At 70.7% G+C, this 24,108-nt stretch carries 23 protein-coding genes; 14 read left to right on the plus strand and 9 right to left on the minus strand.

Features of this window, described 5'->3' with window-relative positions; all coding sequences use genetic code 11:
• Positions 1-65: 65 nt before the first annotated feature.
• Positions 66-1,181, plus strand: a complete 1,116-nt coding sequence (locus AC0NH5_RS05220) for a glycoside hydrolase family 12 protein (protein ID WP_474400540.1) — start codon at positions 66-68, stop codon at positions 1,179-1,181.
• 215 nt (positions 1,182-1,396) lie between these two features.
• Here AC0NH5_RS05220 and AC0NH5_RS05225 read toward each other — a convergent pair whose 3' ends face one another.
• From AC0NH5_RS05225 to AC0NH5_RS05235, 3 genes are all read right to left on the minus strand, one after another.
• Complete coding sequence (locus tag AC0NH5_RS05225; protein ID WP_474400542.1) at positions 1,397-1,573, minus strand: hypothetical protein; 177 nt, start codon at positions 1,571-1,573, stop codon at positions 1,397-1,399.
• 122 nt (positions 1,574-1,695) lie between these two features.
• Positions 1,696-2,262 carry a hypothetical protein gene (locus AC0NH5_RS05230; RefSeq protein WP_474400544.1) on the minus strand — a complete coding sequence of 189 codons (567 nt, stop codon included), beginning with the start codon at positions 2,260-2,262 and terminating at the stop codon, positions 1,696-1,698.
• A 204-nt stretch (positions 2,263-2,466) separates the two neighbouring features.
• Positions 2,467-3,417 (minus strand): hypothetical protein, encoded by a 951-nt coding sequence (locus AC0NH5_RS05235; RefSeq protein WP_474400546.1) that lies wholly within the window; start codon positions 3,415-3,417, stop codon positions 2,467-2,469.
• Between the two features lie 252 nt (positions 3,418-3,669).
• Here AC0NH5_RS05235 and AC0NH5_RS05240 point away from each other — a divergent pair, with 252 nt between their 5' ends.
• Genes AC0NH5_RS05240 through AC0NH5_RS05260 form a run of 5 tightly spaced genes read left to right on the plus strand, consistent with a single transcriptional unit; the run spans position 3,670 to position 9,267 of the window.
• A complete protein-coding gene (locus AC0NH5_RS05240) occupies positions 3,670-4,674 on the plus strand; it encodes a LacI family DNA-binding transcriptional regulator (RefSeq protein WP_474400548.1) in 1,005 nt (334 codons plus the stop codon).
• A gap of 1 nt (position 4,675) precedes the next feature.
• The gene (locus AC0NH5_RS05245) at positions 4,676-6,265 is read left to right on the plus strand and encodes an FAD-dependent oxidoreductase (protein WP_474401370.1); all 1,590 of its coding nucleotides are present in this window, start codon (positions 4,676-4,678) and stop codon (positions 6,263-6,265) included.
• A gap of 14 nt (positions 6,266-6,279) precedes the next feature.
• Positions 6,280-7,521, plus strand: coding sequence for an ABC transporter substrate-binding protein (locus AC0NH5_RS05250; RefSeq protein WP_474400549.1), 1,242 nt, complete (start codon positions 6,280-6,282; stop codon positions 7,519-7,521).
• Positions 7,518-8,453 carry a carbohydrate ABC transporter permease gene (locus AC0NH5_RS05255; RefSeq protein ID WP_474400551.1) on the plus strand — a complete coding sequence of 312 codons (936 nt, stop codon included), beginning with the start codon at positions 7,518-7,520 and terminating at the stop codon, positions 8,451-8,453. The genes AC0NH5_RS05250 and AC0NH5_RS05255 overlap by 4 nt, the downstream gene beginning before the upstream one ends.
• On the plus strand, positions 8,443-9,267 hold the full coding sequence (locus tag AC0NH5_RS05260) for a carbohydrate ABC transporter permease (protein WP_474400553.1): 825 nt from the start codon (positions 8,443-8,445) through the stop codon (positions 9,265-9,267). Before AC0NH5_RS05255 ends, AC0NH5_RS05260 begins: the two co-directional genes overlap by 11 nt.
• On the opposite strand, the gene AC0NH5_RS05265 is transcribed toward AC0NH5_RS05260, so the two are convergent.
• The 3 genes from AC0NH5_RS05265 to AC0NH5_RS05275 all read right to left on the minus strand — a co-directional run bounded on the left by AC0NH5_RS05265 (position 9,257) and on the right by AC0NH5_RS05275 (position 11,172).
• Complete coding sequence (locus AC0NH5_RS05265) at positions 9,257-9,487, minus strand: hypothetical protein (RefSeq protein WP_474400555.1); 231 nt, start codon at positions 9,485-9,487, stop codon at positions 9,257-9,259. The genes AC0NH5_RS05260 and AC0NH5_RS05265 overlap by 11 nt on opposite strands.
• A 64-nt stretch (positions 9,488-9,551) precedes the next feature.
• The gene (locus AC0NH5_RS05270) at positions 9,552-9,920 is read right to left on the minus strand and encodes an STAS domain-containing protein (RefSeq protein ID WP_474400556.1); all 369 of its coding nucleotides are present in this window, start codon (positions 9,918-9,920) and stop codon (positions 9,552-9,554) included.
• A 34-nt stretch (positions 9,921-9,954) separates the two neighbouring features.
• Positions 9,955-11,172 carry a PP2C family protein-serine/threonine phosphatase gene (locus tag AC0NH5_RS05275; RefSeq protein ID WP_474400558.1) on the minus strand — a complete coding sequence of 406 codons (1,218 nt, stop codon included), beginning with the start codon at positions 11,170-11,172 and terminating at the stop codon, positions 9,955-9,957.
• A gap of 152 nt (positions 11,173-11,324) precedes the next feature.
• Here AC0NH5_RS05275 and AC0NH5_RS05280 point away from each other — a divergent pair, with 152 nt between their 5' ends.
• Together AC0NH5_RS05280 and AC0NH5_RS05285 are read left to right on the plus strand one after the other, a co-directional pair.
• Entirely contained in the window at positions 11,325-11,957 is a 633-nt protein-coding gene (locus AC0NH5_RS05280) for a TetR/AcrR family transcriptional regulator (protein ID WP_474400560.1), read from the plus strand.
• Positions 11,954-12,361, plus strand: a complete 408-nt coding sequence (locus AC0NH5_RS05285; protein ID WP_474400562.1) for a PPOX class F420-dependent oxidoreductase — start codon at positions 11,954-11,956, stop codon at positions 12,359-12,361. The genes AC0NH5_RS05280 and AC0NH5_RS05285 overlap by 4 nt, the downstream gene beginning before the upstream one ends.
• On the opposite strand, the gene AC0NH5_RS05290 is transcribed toward AC0NH5_RS05285, so the two are convergent.
• Positions 12,362-13,063 carry a hypothetical protein gene (locus tag AC0NH5_RS05290; protein ID WP_474400563.1) on the minus strand — a complete coding sequence of 234 codons (702 nt, stop codon included), beginning with the start codon at positions 13,061-13,063 and terminating at the stop codon, positions 12,362-12,364.
• Between the two features lie 140 nt (positions 13,064-13,203).
• On the opposite strand from AC0NH5_RS05290, the gene AC0NH5_RS05295 reads away from it, so the two are divergent.
• Genes AC0NH5_RS05295 through AC0NH5_RS05305 form a run of 3 tightly spaced genes read left to right on the plus strand, consistent with a single transcriptional unit; the run spans position 13,204 to position 17,568 of the window.
• Positions 13,204-14,472: an alpha/beta hydrolase gene (locus tag AC0NH5_RS05295; RefSeq protein WP_474400565.1), complete on the plus strand. Its 1,269-nt coding sequence runs from the start codon at positions 13,204-13,206 to the stop codon at positions 14,470-14,472.
• A gap of 54 nt (positions 14,473-14,526) precedes the next feature.
• A complete protein-coding gene (locus tag AC0NH5_RS05300; RefSeq protein ID WP_474400567.1) occupies positions 14,527-15,177 on the plus strand; it encodes an aggregation-promoting factor C-terminal-like domain-containing protein in 651 nt (216 codons plus the stop codon).
• Between the two features lie 36 nt (positions 15,178-15,213).
• Positions 15,214-17,568, plus strand: a complete 2,355-nt coding sequence (locus AC0NH5_RS05305; RefSeq protein ID WP_474400569.1) for a glycoside hydrolase family 65 protein — start codon at positions 15,214-15,216, stop codon at positions 17,566-17,568.
• A gap of 90 nt (positions 17,569-17,658) precedes the next feature.
• On the opposite strand, the gene AC0NH5_RS05310 is transcribed toward AC0NH5_RS05305, so the two are convergent.
• Positions 17,659-18,630 carry a DMT family transporter gene (locus tag AC0NH5_RS05310; protein WP_474400571.1) on the minus strand — a complete coding sequence of 324 codons (972 nt, stop codon included), beginning with the start codon at positions 18,628-18,630 and terminating at the stop codon, positions 17,659-17,661.
• Positions 18,631-18,712: 82 nt separating this feature from the next.
• Here AC0NH5_RS05310 and AC0NH5_RS05315 point away from each other — a divergent pair, with 82 nt between their 5' ends.
• From AC0NH5_RS05315 to AC0NH5_RS05325, 3 genes are all read left to right on the plus strand, one after another.
• Positions 18,713-19,174, plus strand: a complete 462-nt coding sequence (locus AC0NH5_RS05315; RefSeq protein WP_474400573.1) for an Lrp/AsnC family transcriptional regulator — start codon at positions 18,713-18,715, stop codon at positions 19,172-19,174.
• A 142-nt stretch (positions 19,175-19,316) separates the two neighbouring features.
• Positions 19,317-19,634, plus strand: coding sequence for a hypothetical protein (locus tag AC0NH5_RS05320; RefSeq protein WP_474400575.1), 318 nt, complete (start codon positions 19,317-19,319; stop codon positions 19,632-19,634).
• Between the two features lie 76 nt (positions 19,635-19,710).
• Positions 19,711-22,701: a DUF4132 domain-containing protein gene (locus tag AC0NH5_RS05325; protein WP_474400577.1), complete on the plus strand. Its 2,991-nt coding sequence runs from the start codon at positions 19,711-19,713 to the stop codon at positions 22,699-22,701.
• Between the two features lie 199 nt (positions 22,702-22,900).
• Here the strand turns inward: AC0NH5_RS05325 and AC0NH5_RS05330 are convergent, their stop codons facing one another.
• A complete protein-coding gene (locus tag AC0NH5_RS05330; protein WP_474400579.1) occupies positions 22,901-24,085 on the minus strand; it encodes a S8 family peptidase in 1,185 nt (394 codons plus the stop codon).
• Positions 24,086-24,108: the final 23 nt, after the last annotated feature.

Consider the following 24,108-nt stretch of genomic DNA (forward strand, 5'->3'; position numbering starts at 1 on the left):
TTTACGAGGAATTGTCGAAGCGGTTCGATGGACGTTGTGTGATTCCCCCACGAGATTGGACCGCCATGCGCAGACGTCATCTCGCCCTCGCCCTGACCGCGACCGCCGCCCTTGCCGCCGCAGCCGGGGCGATCGCCGCAGGGCCGGCCTCGGCCGCCGCCGGCTGCAGCGTCACCTATGCCGTGAGCAGCCAATGGTCCGGTGGCTTCGGCGCCAATGTCACGATCAGGAACCTCGGTGACCCGCTCGGTTCCTGGACGCTGGTGTGGAGTTACGGCGCCGGTCAGACGGTGACCCAGGCGTGGAACGCCACGGTGTCCCAGACTGGATCGCAGGTCACTGCCCGTAACGCTGGGTACAACGGCTCGGTGGCGACCAACGGCACCGTGTCGTTCGGGTTCAACGGTTCGTCGAGCGGGACCAGCAACCCGGTGCCGACGGCCTTCACGCTGAACGGGACCGCCTGCACGGGCGGGGTGACGAACCCGACCGGTTCCCCGACGTCGAGCCCGACCGGCAATCCCGGCACGGGCATCCCCGCCGACGCCACCTGGGTGGATTCCGGGCAGTGGGCGAACTGGACCAACAACGGTTACACCCTCTACAACAACATCTGGGGCTCCGGCGCCGGATCGCAGACCATCTGGGCGCGCAGCGGGACCAATTGGGGTGTCGTCGCCAATCACCCGCGGACCAGCGGCGTGAAGTCCTACCCGAACACGGGCAAGACCCTGAATCGCACGCTGAGCTCCTTGAATACGATGACCAGTTCGTTCAACGTGTCGGTGCCGGGCACCGGGGACTACGCGACGACGTACGACATCTGGGCGAACAACCACGCCTATGAAGTCATGATCTGGACCAACCAGAACGGCTCCGTCGGCCCGATCGCCGAACAGTACGACGCGAACGGCGCGGTGCCGAACGTTCGCAATCTCTCGGTCGGCGGCCACACCTGGAACGTCTACCGCGGCTCGAACGGCGCGAACGCGGTCTTCTCGTTCATCCGCACCAACACGAACTCCGGAAACGTCGACCTGCTGGCCATCATGAACTGGCTCCGCACCAACGGCTGGTGGGGCGACGTGACGATCGGCGAGGCCCAATTCGGCTTCGAGATCACCGGCACCGCGGGCCAGTCCAACTTCACCGTCAACAACTTCTCGCTCAACTACAGCTGAGCGAAAAACTGGAGCTGAGCAAGAGAAAGGGCCGGGTCAAAAGCCCGGCCCCCATCAGCATTCCCGGTACGCGCAAAGCCCAGCCCCGAGCTACGCCCCCTCCGAGGCGATCTTGGTCGCTGAGCCGAGAGCGGCCTCGACGGTGTAGCGGCGACCCGCCTCGTCGAGTTGTCGAGCGCGGCCCGCACCAGGTCGATGCCGAGCACGTCCGCCGATCAGGGCGGGCCTTCGCGGTCCAGCCCGCCGGTCCAGCGACCCGGGCTCTCCGGCTCACCGTCGCTCTCCTCCTCGGGGCCGACCTCGGTCAGCTTGTGCTCCTCGGCGAAGTCGCCGGAGGCGTTGGGGTCGCCGGGGTTGTCGGTGTACTCGTCAGGGTCGCCGATGGGTTCCATGGGGGAGGACTGCCCGTGGTGGGAAGCGGTAAACGGAGCTGAGACGGCCGCGGCGGAGCGACCATGCGGGGAACGCAGGCGGTGACATGTGGCCCGTGCTGGTTACCGGCGCCTCCGCCGGCTCACGGGCGCGGCGTGGAGCCGGTGAGGTCCGCGCGTGCCTTGCGCATGTCGGCGAGCTGGAGGGCGAGCTGCCCGGCGAACTCCACCCCGGCCATCCGCACCGCGAGCGCGCGTGTCGGGTGCGGGTGGCCGGCCCGGGTGAGCCGGGCCAGCCACCGCTTCTCGAGCTGCCGACGGCCGGCCATCGCCGCCACGGACAGCCCGAGGAGGCCGAGGCCGACCGCGGCCTTGCGCTTGTCGAGAACGAACGGCTCGTCCGCCCTCGAAGGCGCGCCTTCGGCGACGGGGAACGGCCGGGCGCCCACGACGAGATCGTCGCCGGAGGGACTGGAGGAGTCAGAGGAACTGGAGGAGTCGGAGGACGGTGAGGCGAGGTAGCTAACCACCCCGACCACCGCGACAATGCCCACCCGCGCCAGCCGCCGCCGCGCGGGCGGAAGTTCCCGGGCCGCGATCCAGGCCGCACCGAGCCCCGCCTGCAGAGCGGCCATCGATACCGCACGCGAATAGGAGACGACCGCACGCGGAGAGGCAGCGGCGGAACCCGGAGTCGAAGTCGAAGCCATTCCGCGACGGTATCGCCGCCGGTCAACAAAGAGCCGCCGGTCAACAAAGAGCCGCCGGTCAACAAAGAGCCGCCGGTCAACAGGAGCCGCCGGTCAACAGGAGCCGCCGGTCAACAAAGAGCCGCCGGTCAACAGGAGCCGCCGGTCAACAGGAGCCGCCGGTCAGCAAAGAGCCCCCGGTCAACAAAGAACGGTGCCGGGAGATCAGACCGCCCGCGCGATGCAGATCCGCGCGTTCAACCGCGCCCCCGCCTCGTAGAACATGTATTCCATCCCGCCGTCCGTGCCGAACGACGGCGCCGCGACCCGCCCGTTGTCGGAGGCGCCCGGCGAGTGGAACACCCCGAGATGAATCTCGCGGTCGAACCCGTTGCCCACCTCGGTGATCCGCATCCGGCCGTCATTGCCGTGATAGGCCACATAGGTGGTCCCGTTCCGCGCCACCAACGACGGCCCGGAGATGTCCGTCAGCCCGTCCGGTTCCGGGCTGACCAGCGGGGTCTGCGCGAACTGCCACTGGTCCCACCCGTTCGGTGAGAACCCGTGATAGATCTTCCGCCGCCCGTTCAGCACGCCCATGTAGACCATCACGTACCGCCCCTGATGCTCGAAGACCCGCGCATAGGACGTCTCTGTCAGTCCCGGCACGAGGCGGGTGCTCAGAATGGGCGTCTCGTCGCGGAAGGTCAGGCCGTCCGGCGACCGCGCCACCCGGGTGGTGGTGTTCTCCCCGTGGTAATAGAGATAGAACTGCTTGGCAGCCGGGATCCAGGTGACGTGCGGTGACGACACGTGCGAGACGGTCGTCGACGGCAGCACATTGTCGATGACCGGGTTCGCCGTGTATTCGGTGAACGGCCCGGCGAGCGAATCCGCCCAGGCCACGCAGATCCCGCCGGGCTTCTCGTGCGGCGCGTAATAGAGGTAGTAGCGCCCGCGCGCCCCGCTGATCTTGTCGTAGACGCCGCGGACGCACGGGAAGATGAACTCGCCGGTCGGGTTGTAGCGCAGCGGCATGGTCAGCGCGTCACGCAGGTAGCGGTAGGTGGGCATGCCGGCCGGGCCGGCGGCCTGAGCGGCGCTCGGGGAGGCGAGGCCGGTCAAGCCGGCCGCTCCCACGGCGGCGGCCCCGCGGAGCAGGTTGCGGCGGTGCATGGTCGTTCTCCGATCGCGGCAAGGGTACGGGCCATAGCGGTACTTTCTTCGCAGGTCGTCACCTGTGTTACATCGAAGTTAAGTCACCCGGAGCCGCGCCGGTCAAGGTGCTAATACCTATTACTCCTGGGGTTTCTCGATCGGGAGCCTTGACGGGCGCTGATGCGGTGGCCCACGATCGGCACCACGTTTGTTAATGCGTATTAGCGGCGTAACAGAGGAGACACCCCCGTGCCACCAAGCAGCAGACGGGTGACGCAACAGGACATCGCCCGGATGACCGGCGTGAGCCAGACGACCGTGTCGATGGTGCTCAACGAGCGCGAGGACGCCGCCGTCCGGATCGCCCCGGAGACCCGGGAACGGGTGCTGGCGGCGATCCGCAAGACCGGTTACGTCGCCGACCCGATCGCCCGCCGCCTGGCCGATCAACGCAACCGCTTCCTCGGCGTCTTCACCTACGAGCCGGTGTTCCCGGCCGGGCAGGGCGACTTCTACCATCCGTTCCTGGTCGGCATCGAGGAGTGCGCCGAGCTGCTGCGCTGCGACCTGCTGCTGTTCACCAGCGCACCGGTGGTCGACGGCCGGCGCCGGATCTTCCACCAGGACAACAGGCTGCGGCTGGCCGACGGCTGCATCCTGCTGGGTCGCTGGCTCGATCCGGAGGAGCTGGCCCGGCTGATCGCCGAGGGTCAGCCGTTCGTCAGCGTCGGCCGCCGCGACGACGCCGGCGGGCCGGTGCCGTACGTCGGCGCCGACTACCCGTCGGCGACCGCGGCGCAGGTGCGCCGGGCCGTCGAGCTCGGGCACCGGCGGATCGCGTACGTGGGGGAGGGCGCCGGCGCGGAATCGCACGCCGATCGGTTGCGCGGCTTCACCGCCGCGGTCACCGACGCCGGCATCACCGGCGTGCACGTGCGGTTCACCGAGGCCGCGGAAGTCATGAACCACCTGGTCGAGCGAGAGGTGACGGCAATTTTCGTGGAAGAGTTCGCGGACGGGGCGGTCCTCGCCGAAGAAGCGGGTCGCCGTGCTTTACGCGTACCCGATGATCTGTCTTTCGTCGCTCTGGGAGATCCGACCCGGCAGGCGAGCACGGACCTGGATTTCACCGGTTTCCGGATTCCGCGCCGGCAGATGGGGTGGCAGGCCGTGGAGGTGCTGGCCGCCATCATCGACGGTTCGGGCGGCGAGACGCAGCGCCTGCTGCCGTGCGAGCCGGTGACCGGGGCGACGCTGGCGGTGGCCCGTGCGTGAGATGCATGCCGATGTCGTGATCGTCGGCGGCGGACTGGGCGGGGTGGCCGCGGCCCTCGCCGCCCTGCGCGCCGGGCGGTCGGTGCTGCTGACCGAGGAGTACGCGTGGCTCGGCGGCCAGCTGACCAGCCAGGCCGTGCCGCCGGACGAGCACAGCTGGGTGGAACGCTTCGGGGTGACCGCGAGTTACCGGGCGCTGCGCGACGGGATCCGCGACTACTACCGCGCCAACTTCCCGCTGACCGATCGTGCCCGCCGCACCCGGGACCTCAACCCGGGCGCCGGGCACGTCAGCCGGCTGTGCCACGAGCCGCGGGTCGCCGTCGCGGTGATCGAGGCGATGCTCGCGCCGTACCGCGGCTCGGGCCGTCTGACCGTGCTGCAGCCGGCCACGCCGGTGTCGGCCTCGACCGAGGGGGACCGGGTCACCTCGGTGACGCTCGCCGTCGACGGCGAGCAGGTCGTGGTGACCGCGCCGTTCGTGCTGGACGCCACCGAGACCGGCGAGCTGCTGCCGATGACCGGAACCGAGCATGTGACCGGGGCCGAGTCGCAGGCCGAGACCGGTGAGCCGAACGCACCCGAGATCGCCGGCCCGGCGAACATGCAGGCGCTGTCGGTGTGTTTCGCGATCGACCACGTGCACGGCGACCACACCATCGACCGGCCGGCGCGGTACGACTTCTGGCGTTCCTACGAGCCGCCTTTCTGGGGCGCGCCGATGCTCTCCTGGCAGACGCCGAACCCGCGCACGCTGCAGCCCTCCACCCGGTCGTTCACGCCGAACCCGGACGACGACCCGTGGCTGGTCGACGCCGACCAGCGGGTCAACCCGGGCGACGGCAACCTCTGGACGTTCCGGCGGATCGCCGCCCGGCGCAACTTCGCCGACGGCTTCTATCCGAGCGACATCTGCCTGGTCAACTGGCCGATGATCGACTACTTCGAGGAGCCGTACGTCGGCGCGCCGGACCCGGGCGCGGTCGAGAGCGCCGCCCGCGAGCTGTCGCGCTCGGTCCTCTACTGGCTGCAGACCGAGGCGCCCCGCCCGGACGGTGGCACCGGCTGGCGCGGGCTGCGGCTGCGCGGCGACGTCACCGGCAGCGCGGACGGTCTGGCCATGGCGCCGTACGTGCGGGAGAGCCGCCGCATCCGCGCCGAGTACACGGTCGTCGAGCAGGACCTGTCACTGCAGGTGCGCGGGGACAAGGGCGCGGTGTCCTACGCCGACTCGGTCGGTGTCGGCATGTACCGCATCGACCTGCATCCCTCCACCGGCGGCGACAACTACATCGACGTCGCGTCCTGCCCGTTCGAGATCCCGCTCGGCGCGCTGATCCCCCGGCGGATGGAGAACCTGCTGCCGGCCGGCAAGAACATCGGCACCACGCACATCACCAACGGCTCGTACCGGCTGCACCCGGTCGAGTGGAACGCCGGGGAGGTGGCCGGGGCGCTCGCCGCCTTCTGCCTGAACCGCGCGGTGTCCCCGCGAGCCGTCCGCAACACCCCTGAGCTTCTCGCCGAGTTCCAGAACCACCTGAGCGCCGACGGCGTCGAGCTGCGCTGGCCCGACATCAGCGGTTATTGAGAAAGGACTCGTCCATGCGACGTATTTCAGCCGGAACAACAGCCCTGGTCCTGCTCGGGTCGCTCGCCGCCTGTGGCGGTGACGAGCCCGCGGCCGACGGACCCGTCACCCTGCGGATGACCACGTGGTCGGCCAACCCCGCGCACGTGGAGCTGTTCAACGCCATCGCCGCCGACTACAAGACCTCCCACCCGGACGTCAGCGTCACGTTCGAGGCGCTGCCGCTGGAGAGCTACACGACCACGGTCACCACCCAGATCGCCGGCGGCAACCCGCCGGACATCGCCTGGATCCTGGAGGGCGCGGCCCCCGACTTCGTCGCCTCCGGCGCGCTCGCCCCCCTCGAGGAGAGCATCGAGGACGCCGGTGACCTGTCACCCGCGGCCACCGCGCTGTGGCGGCAGGACGGCAAGCTCATCGGTTACCCGTTCTCCACCTCGCCGTTCGGCGTGTTCGTCAACACCGACCTGCTGAAGCAGGCCGGGCAGACCCTGCCGGCCGGTGCGGAGTGGACCTGGGAGAACGCCGTCGAGGTGGCTTCGGCAGCGGCGGCGAAGACCGGCAAGCAGGGACTCGTGGTCCGGGACTTCGACTACAAGGACTGGACCTTCCTGGCCACCGTGTTCCGCGGCTGGGGCGCCGACGCCTGGACCGCCGACGGCAGGACCTGCGGCTTCGACCAGCAGCCGATGGTCGACGCGATGACGTTCCTGCAGAAGGCGATCTTCACCGACAAGGCGCTGCCCGCCCCCGGCGTGGCCGCGGACTTCTTCGCCGGTGAGTCCGCCATGACCATCGCCCAGATCTCCCGCGCCTCGCTGCTGAAGGACGGCGGGTTCGGCTGGCAGCTGGTGCCGCTGCCGGCCGGGCCGGCGGGCGAGTACTCGGTCATCGGCCAGGGTGGTCTCGGCGTACTCAAGAAGGGCAAGAACGTCGCCGCGGCGCAGGAGTTCGTCACGTTCTTCACCAGCCCGGCCAACTCGGAGAAGCTCGCCCAGTTCTTCCCGCCGCCGCGCCAGTCGCAGCTCACCGCCGCGACCCTGGCCAAGGCGAACCCGCTGCTCAAGCCGGAGCAGCTGCAGGACGTGGTGATCGACGGCATCGCCGATGGCGTGGTCAAGCCCAGCCACACCGGCAGCGCCGAGATCAGCCAGGCGGTGCGCTCCGCGCTCGACCCGCTGTGGAAGCCGGACGCCGACGTGCGCGGCGTCCTGGGCGGGGTGTGCACCGCGATCACCCCGCTGCTCGCCAAGTGACCGTGCTGATGGACCGGGCCGTCAAGGCCCGGTCCGCTCCTCCCCGATCGTTCTGGACGACGCGGCGCCGCGACCAGCTCACCGGCTATCTGTTCATCACCCCGGCCCTGGCCGGCGCGATCGCCTTCGTGTTCCTGCCGCTGGCGCTGGTGGTCTGGTACAGCCTGCACGAGTGGAACGTCCTGGCCGACACGTTCGACTTCGTCGGCGCCGAGAACTACCGCAAGCTCGCCGAGGACCCGAACGTCCCGGCGGTGCTGCGCGCCACCGGGCTGTTCTCCGTCGGCCTGGTGGTCTTCAACCTGGCCCTGGCCCTGCTGCTGGCCGTGCTGCTCAACCAGCGGCTGCGCGGCACCACCGTCTTCCGGGTGCTGTTCTTCTCCCCGGTGGTGGTCTCGCTGCTGGCCTGGACCATCGTGTGGGGCTTCCTGCTGCAGGACAACGGCGGCATCAACGGCCTGCTCGCCGCGATCGGCGTGGACGCCCCGAACTGGCTGCGCTCCGGTGGCACCGCGATGGCCTCGGTCGTGGTCGTGCAGGTCTTCAAGAACGTCGGCCTGAACATGGTGCTGTTCCTGGCCGCGCTGCAGGGCGTGCCGCAGGAACTCTACGAGGCGGCCCGCACCGACGGCGCCGGCCCGCTGACCATCTTCCGGCGGATCACACTGCCCCTGATCAGCCCGACCATCCTGCTCACCTCGATCATCACCGTGGTCGGGTCGCTGCAGGTGTTCGCGCAGATCAGCGTCCTCACCCAAGGCGGTCCGGGCACCTCCACCACGGTCCTCGTCTATTACCTGTACCAGCAGGCCTTCCAGTTCCACGCCTTCGGGTACGGCTCCACCCTGTCCGTCCTGCTGTTCGTCATCGTGCTGGCGCTCACCGTGCTCCAGTGGCAGATGCGCAAGAGGTGGGTCTTCCATGAGCAATAGAGCCAAGATTTTCTTGTACGGCGTGCTCCTCGTCCTCTGCGTGCCGTTCGTCTTCCCGACCTGGTGGATGATCACCAGCTCGTTCAAGCCGAACACGGAGATCTTCTCGCCGTCGCTGTGGCCGCGGGACTGGACGTTCGAGCCGTGGCGGCAGGTGTTCGAGATGCAGCCGTTCGCCCAGCAGTACTTCAACAGCGCGTACATCGCCGTGGTCGTCACCGCCGGCACCCTGATCGTCGCCGCGATGGCCGGTTACGCGTTCGCCCGGATCCGGTTCCCCGGCCAGAACGTGCTCTTCCTGGTCGTCCTGACCGGGCTGCTGATCCCGAGCGAGGTGACGATCGTGCCGCTGTTCCGGATCTTCAACAGCCTCGGCCTGGTCGACACCCACTGGCCGCTGATCCTGGTGCCGATGCTCGGCCCGCCCAGCGTGCTGGCGACGTTCATCATGCGGCAGTTCTTCATCACGCTCCCGGGCGAGCTGGAGGAGGCGGCCCGGATGGACGGGCTGGGCCGCCCCGCGATCTTCCGCCGGATCGCCCTGCCGCTGGCCCGGCCGGCCCTGGGCGCGGTCGCCATCTTCACGTTCCTGCACAGCTGGAATCTGTACCTGGAGCCGGTGGTCTACATATCCTCGCAGACGAAGTACACGCTGCCGCAGGCGCTGACCCAGTTCACCGACGCCTATCAGGGGCAGCTCTGGAACGTACAGCTGTCGGCGGCGTCGATGACCGCGATCCCGGTCCTGATCGTCTTCGTGCTGGCCCAGCGCCAGTTCATCGAAGGCCTCGCGCACACCGGCCTCAAGGGGTGAGTTCCGCAGCCTCGGCAGCGGGCTGGAGGCTCAGCGGCCGGCCACCGTCCCGGTTCGGCGTCCAGATCACCACTTCCGTCGAGTCCAGATAGGCCGGCGGCCCGTGCGGGGTCCGATCTGCTCCGGCCGTCCGGCGGAGCGCTTCCAGGCCGACCTCGACGGTCCGGCCGTCGGCGAGGGCCGTGCCGACGGGGACGGTCCGGTCATCCGGTGCTGTCACATCACCGCGCTCGCGTGTGCCCCTGTCGGCGGCCATGTCGTCGTGGGTTTCGGCCACGGGCTGCTCACGTTGGTTCTGAAGGACCTCTGACGTCCGCGGCGTCCTCGACCGTCGGGTGGACGGCGAGCAGGCGGTCCAGGTGGGTGGCGGCCAGCATCATGCGCAGGTGTGGTGTGGCCGCCGCCAACCGCAGCCAGCCGCCCGCCACCGCCGTCCTGCGGTGCAGGTCCACGAAGAGGCTGAGCCCGCTGGAGTCGCAGAAGGTCACCGCCTGGACGTCGAGGATCAGGCGGTGACAGCCGTCCCGGAGCACCGTCTCGGCTGTGGCGCGCAGTTCCTTGTTGCTGTCGCGGTCGATCTCACCGGCCACGGTGATGACCGTGCCGGCGCTGGAGGTGTCCTTCACCGTGACGGTCAGGACGTCGGGATCCATCGCCATGCGCTCCGTTCTGCATTGGACATCCGGATCATGGCACGGTACGCCGAACACTGGCCGGAGCCCACTCCACGAGCACCAGGGTGGCGTCGTCCGCGGGTGGTCCGTGCTGGTGCTCGAGGACCGCATGGGAGAGCCGGCGCAGCGTCTCCGGCGCCGGAAGCCCGGCGGCGCCGTGGTTCACGGCCAGTTCGGCGAGCCGGTGCCGGCCGAACTGCTCACCGGTGGCGCTGCGGGCCTCGGTGATGCCGTCGGTGTAGAACAGCAGCCGGTCGCCCGGCTCCAGCCGGTATTCCCCGAGCTCGGCGGCGGGGTCCGCGATGCCGAGCGGCATCCGGCCGCGGCCGGTCACTTCGGTGACCGCGGCCTTGTCGCGCAGCAGCAGCGGGGCCGGGTGCCCGGCGTTGAGGAAGCGCAGCAGCCCGGTCCCCAGGTCGAGTTCGGCCAGGAACGCGGTGACGAAACGGGAGTCCGGGAACTCGGCGAGCAGCGTGGCGTCGGCTTCCCGGGCCTGTTCGCGCAGGTCCTTGCCGGTCCGCCGGGCCGCCCGGAGCGACGCCAGGGCGACCGCGGTGGCCAGGCCGGCGCTGAGCCCGTGCCCGACCCCGTCCAGGATCGCCAGCTGGGCCCGGTTGTCGTCGATGGCGTAGTCGTAGCCGTCGCCGCCGACCGCGTAGCACGGTTCGAGGATCGCGGTGATGACGAGTTCGTCGGTGCTGATGGTGAACGGCTGCAGCATCTGCCACAGCAGCTCCGACGAGACCGACATGGGTTGGGTGCGGCGGATCAGCTCCAGGTGATCGCCGCGGGGCTGGGTGGTGGTGATCAGATGGCCGACCATCCCGGCGAACAGCTCGCACCGTTCCCGCATGAGGCTCGTCTGCGGGTCCAGGCCGGCGGGCAGCAGGAAGTCCAGGACGCCGAGCCGGTCGGTGCCGTTGACCATGGGCACCCACCAGCGGGACCGCCCGTCCGGGTCCGGGCCGGCCGAGGTCGAGCGCACCAGCGCGAAGGTCCGGCCGGCGAGCGAGGCGTCCACGGGAGCGGGTGCGGCCTCCTTGCGCCCCGGCACGCCGAGGGCGCGCAGGGTGCGCTGCTCCCGATCGACGAGATAGATCGTCGCGGTGATGCCCAACTGTTCCAGGGCAGCGCTGACAGTCTCACCGACCTGCTCCTGTTTCCACAGGTGAGAGCGGTCGAGAACCTGTCCCATGGCATGGTGCCAGGCCAGTTCGTCGGTGCAGTCCACACCCCGAGCCTACGGGGGGCGGGGCCTACCTGGCTCGATCAACCCGATCGGGACACGGCTCGCCACCTTCGCCGCCACGGGCAGCACCCTCCGACAAAAACGGAATCAAAATTCAACTTGGAATAATTCTTCCACTTGAGTAGCCTCGTGCTGTGAGCGATTCAGGCCCTCCACTGCGCCGCGATGCCGAGCGCAACCGCCGGCTCCTGCTGCGCACGGCGTACGACCTGATGGCCTCCCGTGGTCTCGACGTCCCTTACGAGGACATCGCCCGCGCCGCCGGCACCGGGACGGGCACGATGTATCGGCGCTTCCCGCACCGGCGGGATCTGCTGGACGCCCTGTTCAGCGAGCACATCGACACGGTGATCGGGCTCGCCGAGCAGGCCGCGCGGCACGACGACGCCTGGGCCGGCCTGAGCTGGTTCCTGGAGCGGCAACTCGAGATCGAGGCCCGGAGCCGGGGGCTGGGGGAGTTGCTGCGCAGCCGCAATCAGGCCACCGCCCTGGTGCAGCGGGCGCACGACCGGATGACCCCGCTGGTGGCGGACCTGATCGCCCGAGCCGTCCGGGCCGGTCAGCTGCCGGCCGGAGCAACTCCCGCCGACTTCGCCGCGGTGCACGTCATGGTGGGCAGCGTCCTGGACGCCTCACGCGCCTCCGCCCCCGAGCTGTGGCGCCGGGCCCTCGCGATCGCCCTGACCGGCCTGCGTCACGCCGAACTGCCGGGCGACCCGCCCGGGGAGACGGTCATCGACCATCTCTACAACGATCAGAAGAAATGAAGGTCCAGCCCATCATGGCTCTGCCCGACGACCTGCTCGAGGTCCTCAACGCCAAGGCGATCTGCTTCGTGACCACGCTGATGCCGGACGGATCGCCGCAGATCTCCCAGACCTGGGCCGGTACGGACGGTGAACACGTGCTCATCAACACTGTGGACACCCACCAGAAGACCCGCAACGTCGAGCGCGACCCGCGTGTCGCCATCGGCATCGCCGACCCCGCCGCGCCCTCGCGGTACTGGGCCCTGCGCGGCAGCGTCGTGGCCGCCACGACCGACGGCGCGCGGGAGCACATCGACGAGCTGTCCCAGAAGTACATCGGCCGCCCGTACCCCGGCTTCGGCGGCGGTCAGCAGCAGCGCGTGCTGCTCACCGTCAAGGTCGACCGGGTGCACACTCCCTGATCAGGCCAGCAACCTCTCGCGCATCTCCCGGCCCGGGTTCCAGGCGCCGAGCACCTGGTTCGCGGCCGGGTCCAGCACCTGGACGCTGCTGTTGCGACGCATCCACTCGCGGACCGGGCCGGGCAGCGGCGGCGGGTTGCCCATCGCGGCGCGCACCTCGGTGGCGGCGACGATGATGCGGCTGGCCAGGGTGGCGGCGTCGGAGTCCACCCGGACCCGGCCGAACTCCCAGCCGTCCAGGGTCAGGTCGAGGATTTCGAACATGTGCACCAGCAGCGGGTCCGGCGCGGTGACCCGCACCGCCTGCTGAGCCTGGGCGGCCAGCACGTGTACGGCCGCGGCGACGTGCACGTACGGATGGAGGCCGCACGGCAGCGCGAACAGCGGCCACCGCAGGTGCGTGCCGGCGTGCTGCCAGAGCGGACGGTAGTTCGCCCGGTCGGTGGGGCGCCCCAGGGCCGCGGCCTGCGCCTGGACCTCGGCGTACGCGGAGTCGGCGAACTCCCGCAGGATGATGGCGCTCACCGCGATGCCGTCGTCGCCGGCGCTGCCGATCACCCCGGCCAGCTCGTCCGCCTGTGCGGTGAACGGCGCCTGCACGTGCGCGCCGAACCGCTGCCGGATGTCCTGCAGCAGCGCCCGCTGCTGTCCCGGGTCCTGCGGCGCCGACCGCTTACCCGGCCCGAACGGAAACCACCGCATGACGCCTCACTCCGGCCGGCCGACAGAGAAACTCGCGCCATGGTAGGCGACCGGTGCGGAGGCGTTGTGCGGCGGACCCCGGCACGGCAGTATTCACACTCTCAGTGCAAATTCAAGAAGGTAAAAATTTAGGAGGGTAGATGCGCAGACTCCTGGCCCTGACCGTCGCCGCGGTGCTGACCTCCGTCGGCCTCGCCGCACCGGCGCAGGCGAGACCCGATCCGCGCCCGGCCGTCTTCGTGCACGGCAGCGCCGGCTCCGCGTTGCAGTTCCGCACCCAGGCCAAGCGCCTGGCGAGCAACGGTTACCGGCACGTCGAGGCGCACGAGTACGACTCACCCAACGTCGCCACCGTCCTCCCGGCGATCTACGCGGGCCTTGACGCCCGGATCACCCGGCTGCTCGCCACCTCCGGGGCCGACCGGGTCGATCTGCTCGCGCACTCCCTGGGCACCTTCGTGATCCAGGGATATCTGAACAGCTCGCCCGAACGCGCCGCCCGGGTCGCGCACTACGTCAACCTGGACGGCCGGCCCGCGGCCGCGCTGCCCGGCGGCGTGCCGACCCTGGCCATCTGGGGGGAGGGCGACCCGGCGCGGACGGTCGCCGGGGCCACCAACGTCTCCTTCCCGGAGCAGTCGCACACCCAGACCGTGTCGTCCGAGGAGTCGTTCCGGGAGATCTACCGCTTCTTCCAGGGACGCGAACCCCGTACCACCGGGGTCGTCCCGCAGCGCACCGCGTACGTCTCCGGTCGTGCTGTGCTCTTCCCCAGCAACGCCGGGGTGACCGACGCGAAGCTGGAGGTCTATCCGGTGAGCCCGTTCACCGGCCGCCGGCTGACCGGCCGGCCCGCCCACGCCGGTGCGATCGGCGCCGACGGCGCCTTCGGCCCGCTGCCGCTGCATCCGCACCTGCGGTACGAGTTCGCCCTGCTCCGGGCCGGCCAGGCCACCCATCACCTCTACTTCGAGCCGTTCCGCCGCTCCGACTCCTTCGTGCGCCTGCTGACCAGCCGCCCCGGCGAGGGGATCGGCGCCCTGGTCGACACCAGCGAGCGGCACACCGCGCTGACCTTCCAGCGGCAGAAGGAGTGGTGGGGCGCCGAGGGCGACCGACTGCTCGTCAACGGCCGCGACATCCTGAACGGCGCCAACGCGCCGCGCGCCAAGCGGGTGATCGGCGTCTTCGCCTTCGACGACGGCAGCGACGGCGTCACCGATCTGGCCACCCCGATCCCGGACATCTTCGCCGTCACGTTCATGACCGGGATAGACGTGTACGTCCCGGCGAAACGGTTCACCTCGATCGTCGTGCGCCACCGCGGCGGCGGCGTCACCAGCATGCCGGTGCCGAGTTGGCAGTCGGCCGGCCACCGGGTCTCCATCGAGGTCGACGACAGCAAGTAACAAGATCCGTGCCACAATTCCGCCGCCGCATGCGTCATAGCGCGGGGAGGAAACGTGGCGAACTGGTTCTGGCGGGTGTCCGCGGTGCTGCTGCTGGCCGCGGGCACCGTCGGCGGCGTCCACCTGGGTGCCGAGCGCGACGAGCGCCGGCCGGCGCGGACCACCGCGGTCGACGACACCATGCTCCTCAAGGAACGGCACGCCCGGCAGGTCGCGGCACGCTCCTTCCGTACCGCGGCCGAGGACCAGGCCGCCGCGAAAGCCGCCGGCGAGGCGAAGGCCGCCGCCGGCCAGGCGAAGACCCTGGAGAAGAAGCGGGTCGCCAAGAAGAAGGCGGACGAGCAGGAGAAAGCCACCGGCTCGGTGCCGTTCGACGGCCCGATCCCCGCCTCCTGCGCCGAGTTCAAAGGCAATCGCCGGACCGGCTGCGCCCTGATGCTGGACCGGGGGTTCGCGATCGCGGAGTTCCCCTGCCTGAACCGGCTGTGGGACAAGGAGAGCGGCTGGAACCACCTCGCGGAGAACCGCAGCTCCGGGGCCTACGGGATTCCGCAGGCCTATCCGGGCAACAAGATGAGGTCCGAGGGCGCCGACTGGCGGACGAACGCGGCCACCCAGATCAGGTGGGGTCTCGGCTACATCAAGGGTCGTTACCGGACCCCGTGCGGCGCCTGGGCCTACTGGCAGAACAACAACCACTACTAGGATTTTCGACCCCGTTTTCCGGGCATCGGAAGGCGCATGATCGATGAGGACATCGTCCCGGCCGAACCGTGGCGGGTCCGCGAGACGCGACTGGATCTCGAGCGCCTTGCGCAGACCGAATCGGTCTTCGCGGTGTCGAACGGATATCTCGGGCTGCGGGGCAACCTCGACGAGGGCGAACCGCACGGCGTCACCGGCACCTACCTGAACTCCTACTTCGAGCAGCGCCCACTGCCCTACCCCGAGGAGGGATACGGCTATCCCGAGCAGGGACAGACGGTCGTCAACGTCACCGACGGCAAGCTGATCCGGTTGATGGTCGACGACGAGCAGTTCCACGTCGAGCGCGGCATCCTGCACTCCCACGAGCGGACCCTGGACCTGCGGTCCGGCGTGCTGAGCCGGGACATCGACTGGGAGTCGCCGGCCGGCCGGCGGGTCCGGATCCGCAGTCGCCGGCTCGTCTCGTTCACCCAGCGCGCGGTGGCCGCGATCTCCTACGAGGTCGAGGCGGTCGACCGCGAGGTTCGGATCACCCTGCAGTCCGGCCTGGCCGCCAACGAGGAGCAGGTCAAGGTCTCCGACGACCCGCGGGTGGCGGCCGCCCTGAAACGGCCGCTGCAGGCCGTCGAACAGGATCGCGAACAGCACGGCGCGGTGCTGCTGCACTCCACGAAGGGCAGCGACCTGCTGATGGCCGCCGGCATGGACCATCTGGTCGAGGCGCCCGGCGACTACGAGGAGGAGACCGACGTCCGCGAGGACTGGGCGCGCACGACAGTGGTCACCCTGCTGCCGCCCGGCAAGCGCTTGCGGATCATCAAATTCCTGGGGTACGGCTGGAGCACGTCCCGCTCGGTCGAGGCACTGCGGGACCAGGTCGCCGCCGCCCTGACCAACGCGCGCTACACGGGCTGGGACGGCCTGCTCGCCGAGCAGCGGGACTATCTGGACGATTTCTGGGACGCCGCGGACGTGGAGATCGAGGGCGACCCGGCGCTGCAGCAGGCGATCCGGTTCAGCCTCTTCCACGTGCTCCAGGCCGGCGCCCGGACCGAGCGGCGGGCGATCCCGGGCAAGGGACTCACCGGCCCCGGTTACGACGGGCACGCGTTCTGGGACACCGAGGGCTACGTGCTGCCGATGCTGATGTACATCGCTCCGCGGGCCGCGGCCGACGCGCTGCGCTGGCGGCACTCCATCCTCGGCCACTCCCGCGAGCGGGCCCGGGTGCTGGACCTGGCCGGGGCGGCGTTCCCGTGGCGCACCATCGACGGCGAGGAGTGCTCGGCGTACTGGCCGGCCGGCACCGCGGCGCTGCACCTGAACGCGGTGATCGCGCGGGCCGTGGACCGGTACCGGCTGGTCACCGGCGACACCGAGCTCGAGGCGGAGTGCGGCCTGGAGATCCTGGTGGAGACGGCCCGCCTCTGGGCGTCGTACGGCCACCACGACGCCGACGGCCTCTGGCACATCGACGGCGTCACCGGGCCTGACGAGTACAGCGCGGTCAGCGACGACAACGTCTTCACCAACCTGATGGCCGCCCGGAACCTGCGCGCCGCCGCCGACGCCTGCGCCCGCCATCCGGAGCTGGCGCACGGGCTGGGCGTCCGGCCGGAGGAACCGGAGACGTGGCGGGCCTGCGCCAACGCCGTCTACGTGCCGTACGACGAGCGGCGCGGCGTGCACCCGCAGGCGGAGGGCTTCACCCGGTACAAGCCGTGGCACTTCCCGGAGACCAAGCCGGAGAAGACGCTGATGGAGCAGGCCACGTACTTCCAGCTCTACCGCCGGCAGGTGGTCAAGCAGGCCGACCTGGTGCTGGCCCTGCACTGGTGCGGGGAGGACTTCACCGCCGAGGAGAAAGCCCGCAACGTCGACTACTACGAGCGGATCACGGTCCGCGACTCGTCGCTGTCCGCGTGCAGCCAGGCCGTCATGTGCGCCGAGGTCGGCCACCTGGAGCTGGCCCACGACTACGCCTGGGAGGCCGCCATGGTCGACCTGCGTGACCTGCACGGCAACACCCGCGACGGACTGCACATCGCCTCGCTGGCCGGTGCCTGGTCGGCGATCGTCGAGGGCCTCGGCGGCCTGCGCGAGCAGGGCGAGACGCTGGCCCTGGCCCCCCGGCTGCCGCGCGGCATCACCGGCCTGCGGTTCCGGCTGCGGCGCCACGGGCTGCGACTGCTGATCGAGGCGAGACACGACGCGGTACGGGTGAGCCTGCGCGACGGCCACACCGCACGTCTGCCGATCCTGCTCTACGGCGAGGAGGTGGAGGTCACCGCGGACACCCCGGTCGAGCGGCCGGTCGTCCCGGTGGAACCGATGCTCCCGCCGCCGCGGCAGCCACCGGGTTACGCCCCGGAGCGCCAGACGGCCTGAGTCTTCTTTCCCGTACCGTGCTGAAATTTTCTCGGATTGGTTCGAGGATCATGACTGGACGTGACGGGTTGTTCTCGGCTAACGTGCGGTCTACGCCGTTGCGAGTTCTTCCCCCGTGGAATTCGCAGCGGCGTCTTTATGCTTCGTGGCCGCTCCGCCCGCGCGAAGCCCTTCCCGGCCTGCTTCTCTTGCGCCCGGCGACGGCGTCAGGTTGAAAGCGACCACGCCTCCCACCACCAGGGCCAGTGCGACGACGATGCCGGTTGTGACCGGCTCCCCGAACAACGGGACGGCCAGCAACGTGGTCAGCACCGGACTGATCGCCCCGGTCACGGCCGGGATGCCGCTGCCCAGACAGCGCACCGCATAGGCATAACTCACCGTCGACAGGATCCCGGTGCCGACGCCCTGGAGAAGCGTGTAGAGCGCGACGTCCCGCAGCGGCGCCGTGCCGGTGAGCAGGTTCGACGACGCGGCCCCGGTCAGGCCCAGCAGGGCGGCGGCCGGCGCGGACGGCGCGCACACCAGCAGCACCAGGCTGGTGAGATCCAGTCGGGCCGGCCGCAGCGCGACCGTGTAGACCGCCCACGCGCACCCGGCCGCCAGCAGCACGCCGATCCCGGCGACCGTCGCCGCGGACGTCGTCAGGGCCGTCGTCGCCGCGATCCCCAGGACGATCGCGGTCAGCGCGAGCAGGCGCCGTGGGCCGACCCGTTCACGGTGCCGCATGCGGAGGATCAGCACCACGAAGAGCGGGACCGATCCGGGCAGCAGCAGGCCGACCAATGCCGCCGACGTCAGGCTGCCGCCGAGCGCCGAGAGCAGGAAATGCGGCAGACCCGCCAGGCAGAGCGCGAACACCACCGCGGGGCTCTCCCGGCGCACCGCCCCCACCGCCCGGGGCAACCACGGGGCCAGCAGAAGCACGGGCACCGCGAAGCGCAGGAACGCGGCGTCCATCGCGGTCAGGCCGGATCCGCCGATACCGCGGATGGTGAGCGCGAACGACGCCCACATGAGCACGGCCACCGCGAGAGCGGCGCCGCCTTTCGACTTCGTCACGGCCGCAAGGTTAGGAAGGTTCGGGCGGCAGCCGATTGCTATTTCTGCCACGAACGGAACATTGCGTGGCAGAATCTGCCACATGGCGCTGGACTCGATCGACCGGAGGATCCTGCTGGAGCTGCAGCGGGACGGCCGGCTCACCAATCAGGAGCTCGCCGACCGCGTCGGCCTCTCCCCGTCGCCCTGTCTGCGCCGGGTCCGGCAGCTCCAGGAAGCCGGGGTGATCTCGGGATACACCGCGGTGCTGTCGCCCGGGGCGCTCGGGCTGTCGATCACGGCTTTCGCGCGGCTGACGCTCCTGTCGCACACCTCCGCCGTGGTGGACGAGGTGGAGGCCAGACTGCGTGCGATCCCCGAGGTGGTCGAGGCCTATCTGCTCGCCGGTGACGACGACTACCTCGCCAAGATCGTGGTTCAGTCCTTCGAGGCGTACGAGGACCTGCTGCGCCGGGAGATCAGGTCCATCCCGTCGCTCGCGTCGATCAAGACGACGTTCGCCTTCGCCGTCACGAAGCCGCCGTCGCCGTTGCCGACGCCCTGATCGCCGATCTCTTGCCGCCGCACGTGCTGGACAATCACCGGCCACCACCTGGGATGATCACCCGCCGGGGATTGATCAGGCCGGCATCGGGAAATGTCGGAGGACAGGTCCCTGACGAGAACGGTGATCGGGAGAGCGGAACGTGAACTGGCTGGAATTCTCGCTGCTGCACACGACCGAGCCCTGCGCCGTGCAGGTGGAGACCGGCGACGGCTCCGTCCGGGTCGGACCGTGCGTGGTCACCGACAGCACGGTCTTCTGCCCACCGGACACCGTCGCCCCACCCGGATCCCGGATCACGCTGCCGACCGGCGACACCGTACGCGTCGTCGACGCCCATTTCCTCGACGCCTGCGGCACCCGCCTGCCCGAGCACTGGCAGCTCGACGTGACCCGCCGCGGCCGCCGCACCGACCGCAACCCGGCACCCCGCGCCGTCAGCGGAGGCGTCCCGCGCTGACCCGGGTTCGCCTCCCGCCCCGGTGCGCGGGATCGAGGACCGTGCATGTCGTACCCGTGGTCTAGCGTTCCGGGCCATGCGAAAGTTCGTGTTGCCGGACGAGGACACCTGGGCGCTGCCCCCGGCATGGCGTCAGGAGGTGCATCCGCGCCGAGGCGGCCGGATCCGCCCGGACCCGGCCGCCGGTCCGCCACGCGACCCCGAGGCGGTCGCACGCGACGTGGCCCGCAAGCTCGAACGCGCGGTCATCTTCGACCAGGACCTGCTCGACCAGGGCCGGAACCACCCGGCCGACTTCTCGCCACGGGCGGCCGCCGTGGCCGCCCTGCTCACCGGCACCGGCCGGGGTGACACCGCGCGCAGCATGGTCGACTCGTGGGTGGCCCGGTCCGGCGTGCGGTTCGCGATCCAGGTGATCGGCGAGCTGATCAGGCTGCTCACCACCGACCTGCTCTGGGTGGTCGACGCGGCTGCGCAGAAGACCTACGAGAGGCTCTGGCGCGGCGAGGACCTGCAGAGCGTCTACTCGGTGGCACGACCGCTGCGGGCCCACCTGGCCACCGCCCCCGACGCGGATCATGCGGCGGCCGGTGAGCTCCTGGGCACGCTGCGGACCACGCCGATGGGGCGGATCCTCTCCTCCTACCTGATGCCGACCCGGCTCGACTGGGTCGACGCCGACTGCGCCCGGGCCGGGGAGTGGACCGCCGACCGGTCCGGCGGCGAGGAGTTCGAATGGGGCGATCACCGGCACATGACCGGGCTCCTGCTGTTCGCCGCCGGCCGCGTCGATCACCTCGAGCAGCTCCGCCACAACATCGACACAGGCCTGTTCTCGCATCGCCTGACCGGCGCGATCGCCACCATCCTGGACGGGGTCGGGCCGGCGGCCGCGCCGATCCTGGCGCAGCCCTACTACCGCGGCCGCCTGCACCTGCACGACGAGAACTGGCAGGCCCGCGACCGCCTCGGTGCCGACGCCGTCCGCCTGTTCGCCGCGATCCCGACCGACGACGCGCTCCGGGTGCTGTGCCGGGACACCGTCGAGGCGCCTCTGAGCCGGGTCACCATGCTGTTGAGATCCGGCGTGCTCACCCGGTTCCCGGTGCGGGCGCTGCGGATCCTGGTGGAGCTGGAGCCGGAGCACCCGCTCTACACAGATCTTCTCGGCGGGCTGCTGCTGGGCGAGCCGCGACTGCTGCCGGCCGCCGCGGACCTGCTGCCACCGGCCGTGCGAGCCCGGGCGGAAGAGATCGTGGAGAGCGGTGGTGCCGGTGTCGGGTCCGCCTGGGTTGCGCTGCTCGAACGGCGGCTGCCGGACCGGCAACAGCTCGACGGCGCCGACGACGAGAAGAGGGTGATCGCGGCGCTGGCAGCGATCCCGACGGAGGAGGCGTTCGGCCTGCTCGTGGACCGGGTGGACAGGAAGGGTTTCCGCCCGGCGCTGCTGACCGCCGCCAAGCGCGCACCGGACCTGGCGTGGCGGGTGCTGTCAGCGAAGGCGGACCGTTCGCCGGCCGTCGCGGAGTTGTTCCGCGATCACCAACTGTCCTATCCCCACGTGGCCGCCCCGTCGCCTGATCCTTCGCCGGCTGCCGCTCCCTCGCCGGCTGCCGGGCTGTCGCCGGTGACTCCCGCGGTGCTGTCCGGGCCACCGCGCCGGGCGGACGGCCGGGCCATCCGCGTGCCGGCGCTGCCGGAGTGGCTGGTCGTCCCGCGGCTTCCGGCGGTGCGGGTCCGGGACAGCGACGGCGTCCTCTCGGCCGGCGCGGCACGCGCCCTGTGCGGGCTCCTCGCCGTCTCCAAGATCGCCGAACCGCACCCGGGCATCGCCGAGGTGCGCGCCCTGTGCGAGCTGCCCGACCTGGCCGCCTTCGCCTGGGCCGTCTTCGAACAGTGGCAGGCCGCGGAGTACCCGTCCAGGAGCGGCCTCGCGATGACCGCGCTGGCCCTGTGCGGCGACGACTCCACGGTGCAGGCGCTGAGCGAGCTGTTCCCGGCATGGTCGTCGGTGAGCGCCCGGGTGCGTACCGGAATGGGTGTCCTGGCCGCGATCGGCACCGACCTGGCGCTGATCCACCTCGACCGGCTCTCCCGCAAGGCGCGGACCGCCGGTTTCCGGCGGACCGCCGCCGACCGTCTCGCCGAGGTGGCCACTGCCCGCGGCCTCGACCGCGAACAGCTCGCCGACCGGATCGTGCCCGGCCTCGGATTCGACGGCGACGGCCGGACCACCCTCGACTACGGGCCGCGCCGGTTCACCGTCAGCCTCGACGAGCACCTGCAACCCGTGCTCGCCGGCCAGGACGGCAAGCGCTTCACCCGGCTGCCCCGCCCCGCCGCGGCCGACGATCCGACGGCGGCGCCGGCGGCCTACCAGCGGTTCACCCAGCTGCGGAAAGACCTGAAGACGGTCGGGTCGGAGCGCACCCGGGCGCTCGAGGAAGCCATGGTCATGCAGCGCCGGTGGACGGCCGCCGAGTTCCAGCAGCACTTCGTCCGGCACCCGCTGATGTGGCAGCTGACCCGTCGCCTGCTGTGGGCCACCTTCGACCCGCACGGCGCGGTGGCAACGGTCTTCCGGGCGGCCGAGGACCGGACGTTCGCCGACATCGACGACAAGGAATGGACGCTGGACCCGGCGGCCACCGTCGGCCTGGCGCACCCCTGGCACCTGGCCGCCGACGCGGCGACCTGGGCGGACCTGTTCGCCGACTACGCCGTCCTCCAGCCCTTCCCCCAGGTGGGCCGCGAGCTGCTGACACTCGCCGACGTCGACCTGCCGGCCCTGACGGGCGCTCCGATCACCGGGAAGCGGCTGTTCGCGCTCAGCGCTCTCGGATGGGAGTTCGGAACCGGTCACCGCAGCCTGCTGCGCTACTGGCCCGGCAACCACACCGCCGAGATCCACTTCGGGCCGGGCTATCACTGGCAGGGCGCCGACGATCCCCAGCACCTCACCGAGGTCCGCGTCGTCCGCACCGGCGGCGGGCCCGCTTCCTTCGCCGCCCTCAGCCCGATCGCAACCTCGGAGGTGCTCCGCGACGTCCGCTTCCTGATCAGCTGAGCTCCCACGCTGACCCGGCCGGCGCCCACCCGGGTCGGCCGGCCGGGCTTCCGCTCGGGCCCGAACGGCCGGGCTGTCCGCGCCGGGCTTCCGCTCGGGCCCGAACGGCCGGGCTGTCCGCGCTGGGCTTCCGCTCGGGCCCGAACGGCCGGTACGCCCCCGGCGACAGCGCGCTGTGCCCGCGTGGCGGCGGATCCGCCTAGAAGGCTCCGGTGTAGAGCAGCCGGTTCGGTGAGCCCGAGCCCGGGCTGCCGACCACACCGGTGGTGGCGTTGCCGATCACCGCTGCCTGCACCTGGGCCGGTGTGGCGCCCGGGTTGGTCGCCAGATAGAGCGCCGCCGCCCCGGCCACGTGCGGCGCCGCCATCGACGTACCGCTGATGGTGTTGGTGGCCGTGTCAGCGGTGTACCACGCCGACGGGATATTGATCCCCGGCGCGAACACGTCGACGCAGGTGCCGCGGTTGGCCCATGACGGTTTCTGGTCACTGCTGTTGGTCGCCGAGACGGTGATCGCCTGCGTTACCCGGGCGGGCGACTGGGTGCAGGCGTCCAGCGCGAAGAGCCCCAGGAACCCGTTGCCCGCCGCGATCGAGTAACTGACGCCGGAGGCGATCGACGCGCGCACCGCGTTGTCCAGGGCGGTGTCCGCGCCGCCACCGAGGCTCATGTTCGCCACCGCGGGCTTCACGGCGTTTGCGGTCACCCAGTCGATCCCGGCCGCGACCTGCGCGGTGGTGCCGCTGCCCGAACAGTTGAGCACCCGGATGCCGACCAGCCGCACTTCCTTGGCCACCCCGTAGGCGCTGCCGCCGACCGTGCCGGCCACGTGCGTGCCGTGCCCGTTGCAGTCGTCCGCCGCGCCGCCGTCGACGGCGTCGAAGCCGCTGCTCGCACGCCCACCGAAGTCCTGATGGGAGGTCCGGATGCCGGTGTCGATCACGTACGCGTGCACGGTGGACGCGGTCGTGGCGTAGGTGTAGGCCTGATCGAGCGGGCGGTTGCGCTGATCGATGCGGTCCAGGCCGTAGGACGGCGGGTTCGGCTGCGTGCCGGAGATCCGGTGAATGACGTTGGGCTGCACGAACGCGACATCCGGGTCGGCGGCCACCTGCCGCGCCTGGCGCGCCGTCATGGTCGCCGCAAAACCACTGAAGATTGTGGTGTACGCGTGAGCCACGGTCGCGTCGTGCCGGCCGGCGACGGTGCGCGCGGTCCTGCCTGACTTGAGCACCACGACGTAGCTGTCGGGCACCACTTCGGCGCCCGGCACCGCGAGCACGGCAGCCTCGGCGGGCGCCGCCTGTGCCCCGGTGAACAGTCCGACAGTGGCCAGGATGGCCGCTGCGGCTGCTGCGGCTGATCGACGGATGGTCGTTCTCACTTGAACCTCCCCACGCTGGGTGG

The sequence above is a fragment of the Actinoplanes sp. 13 genome (genome assembly GCF_056134165.1).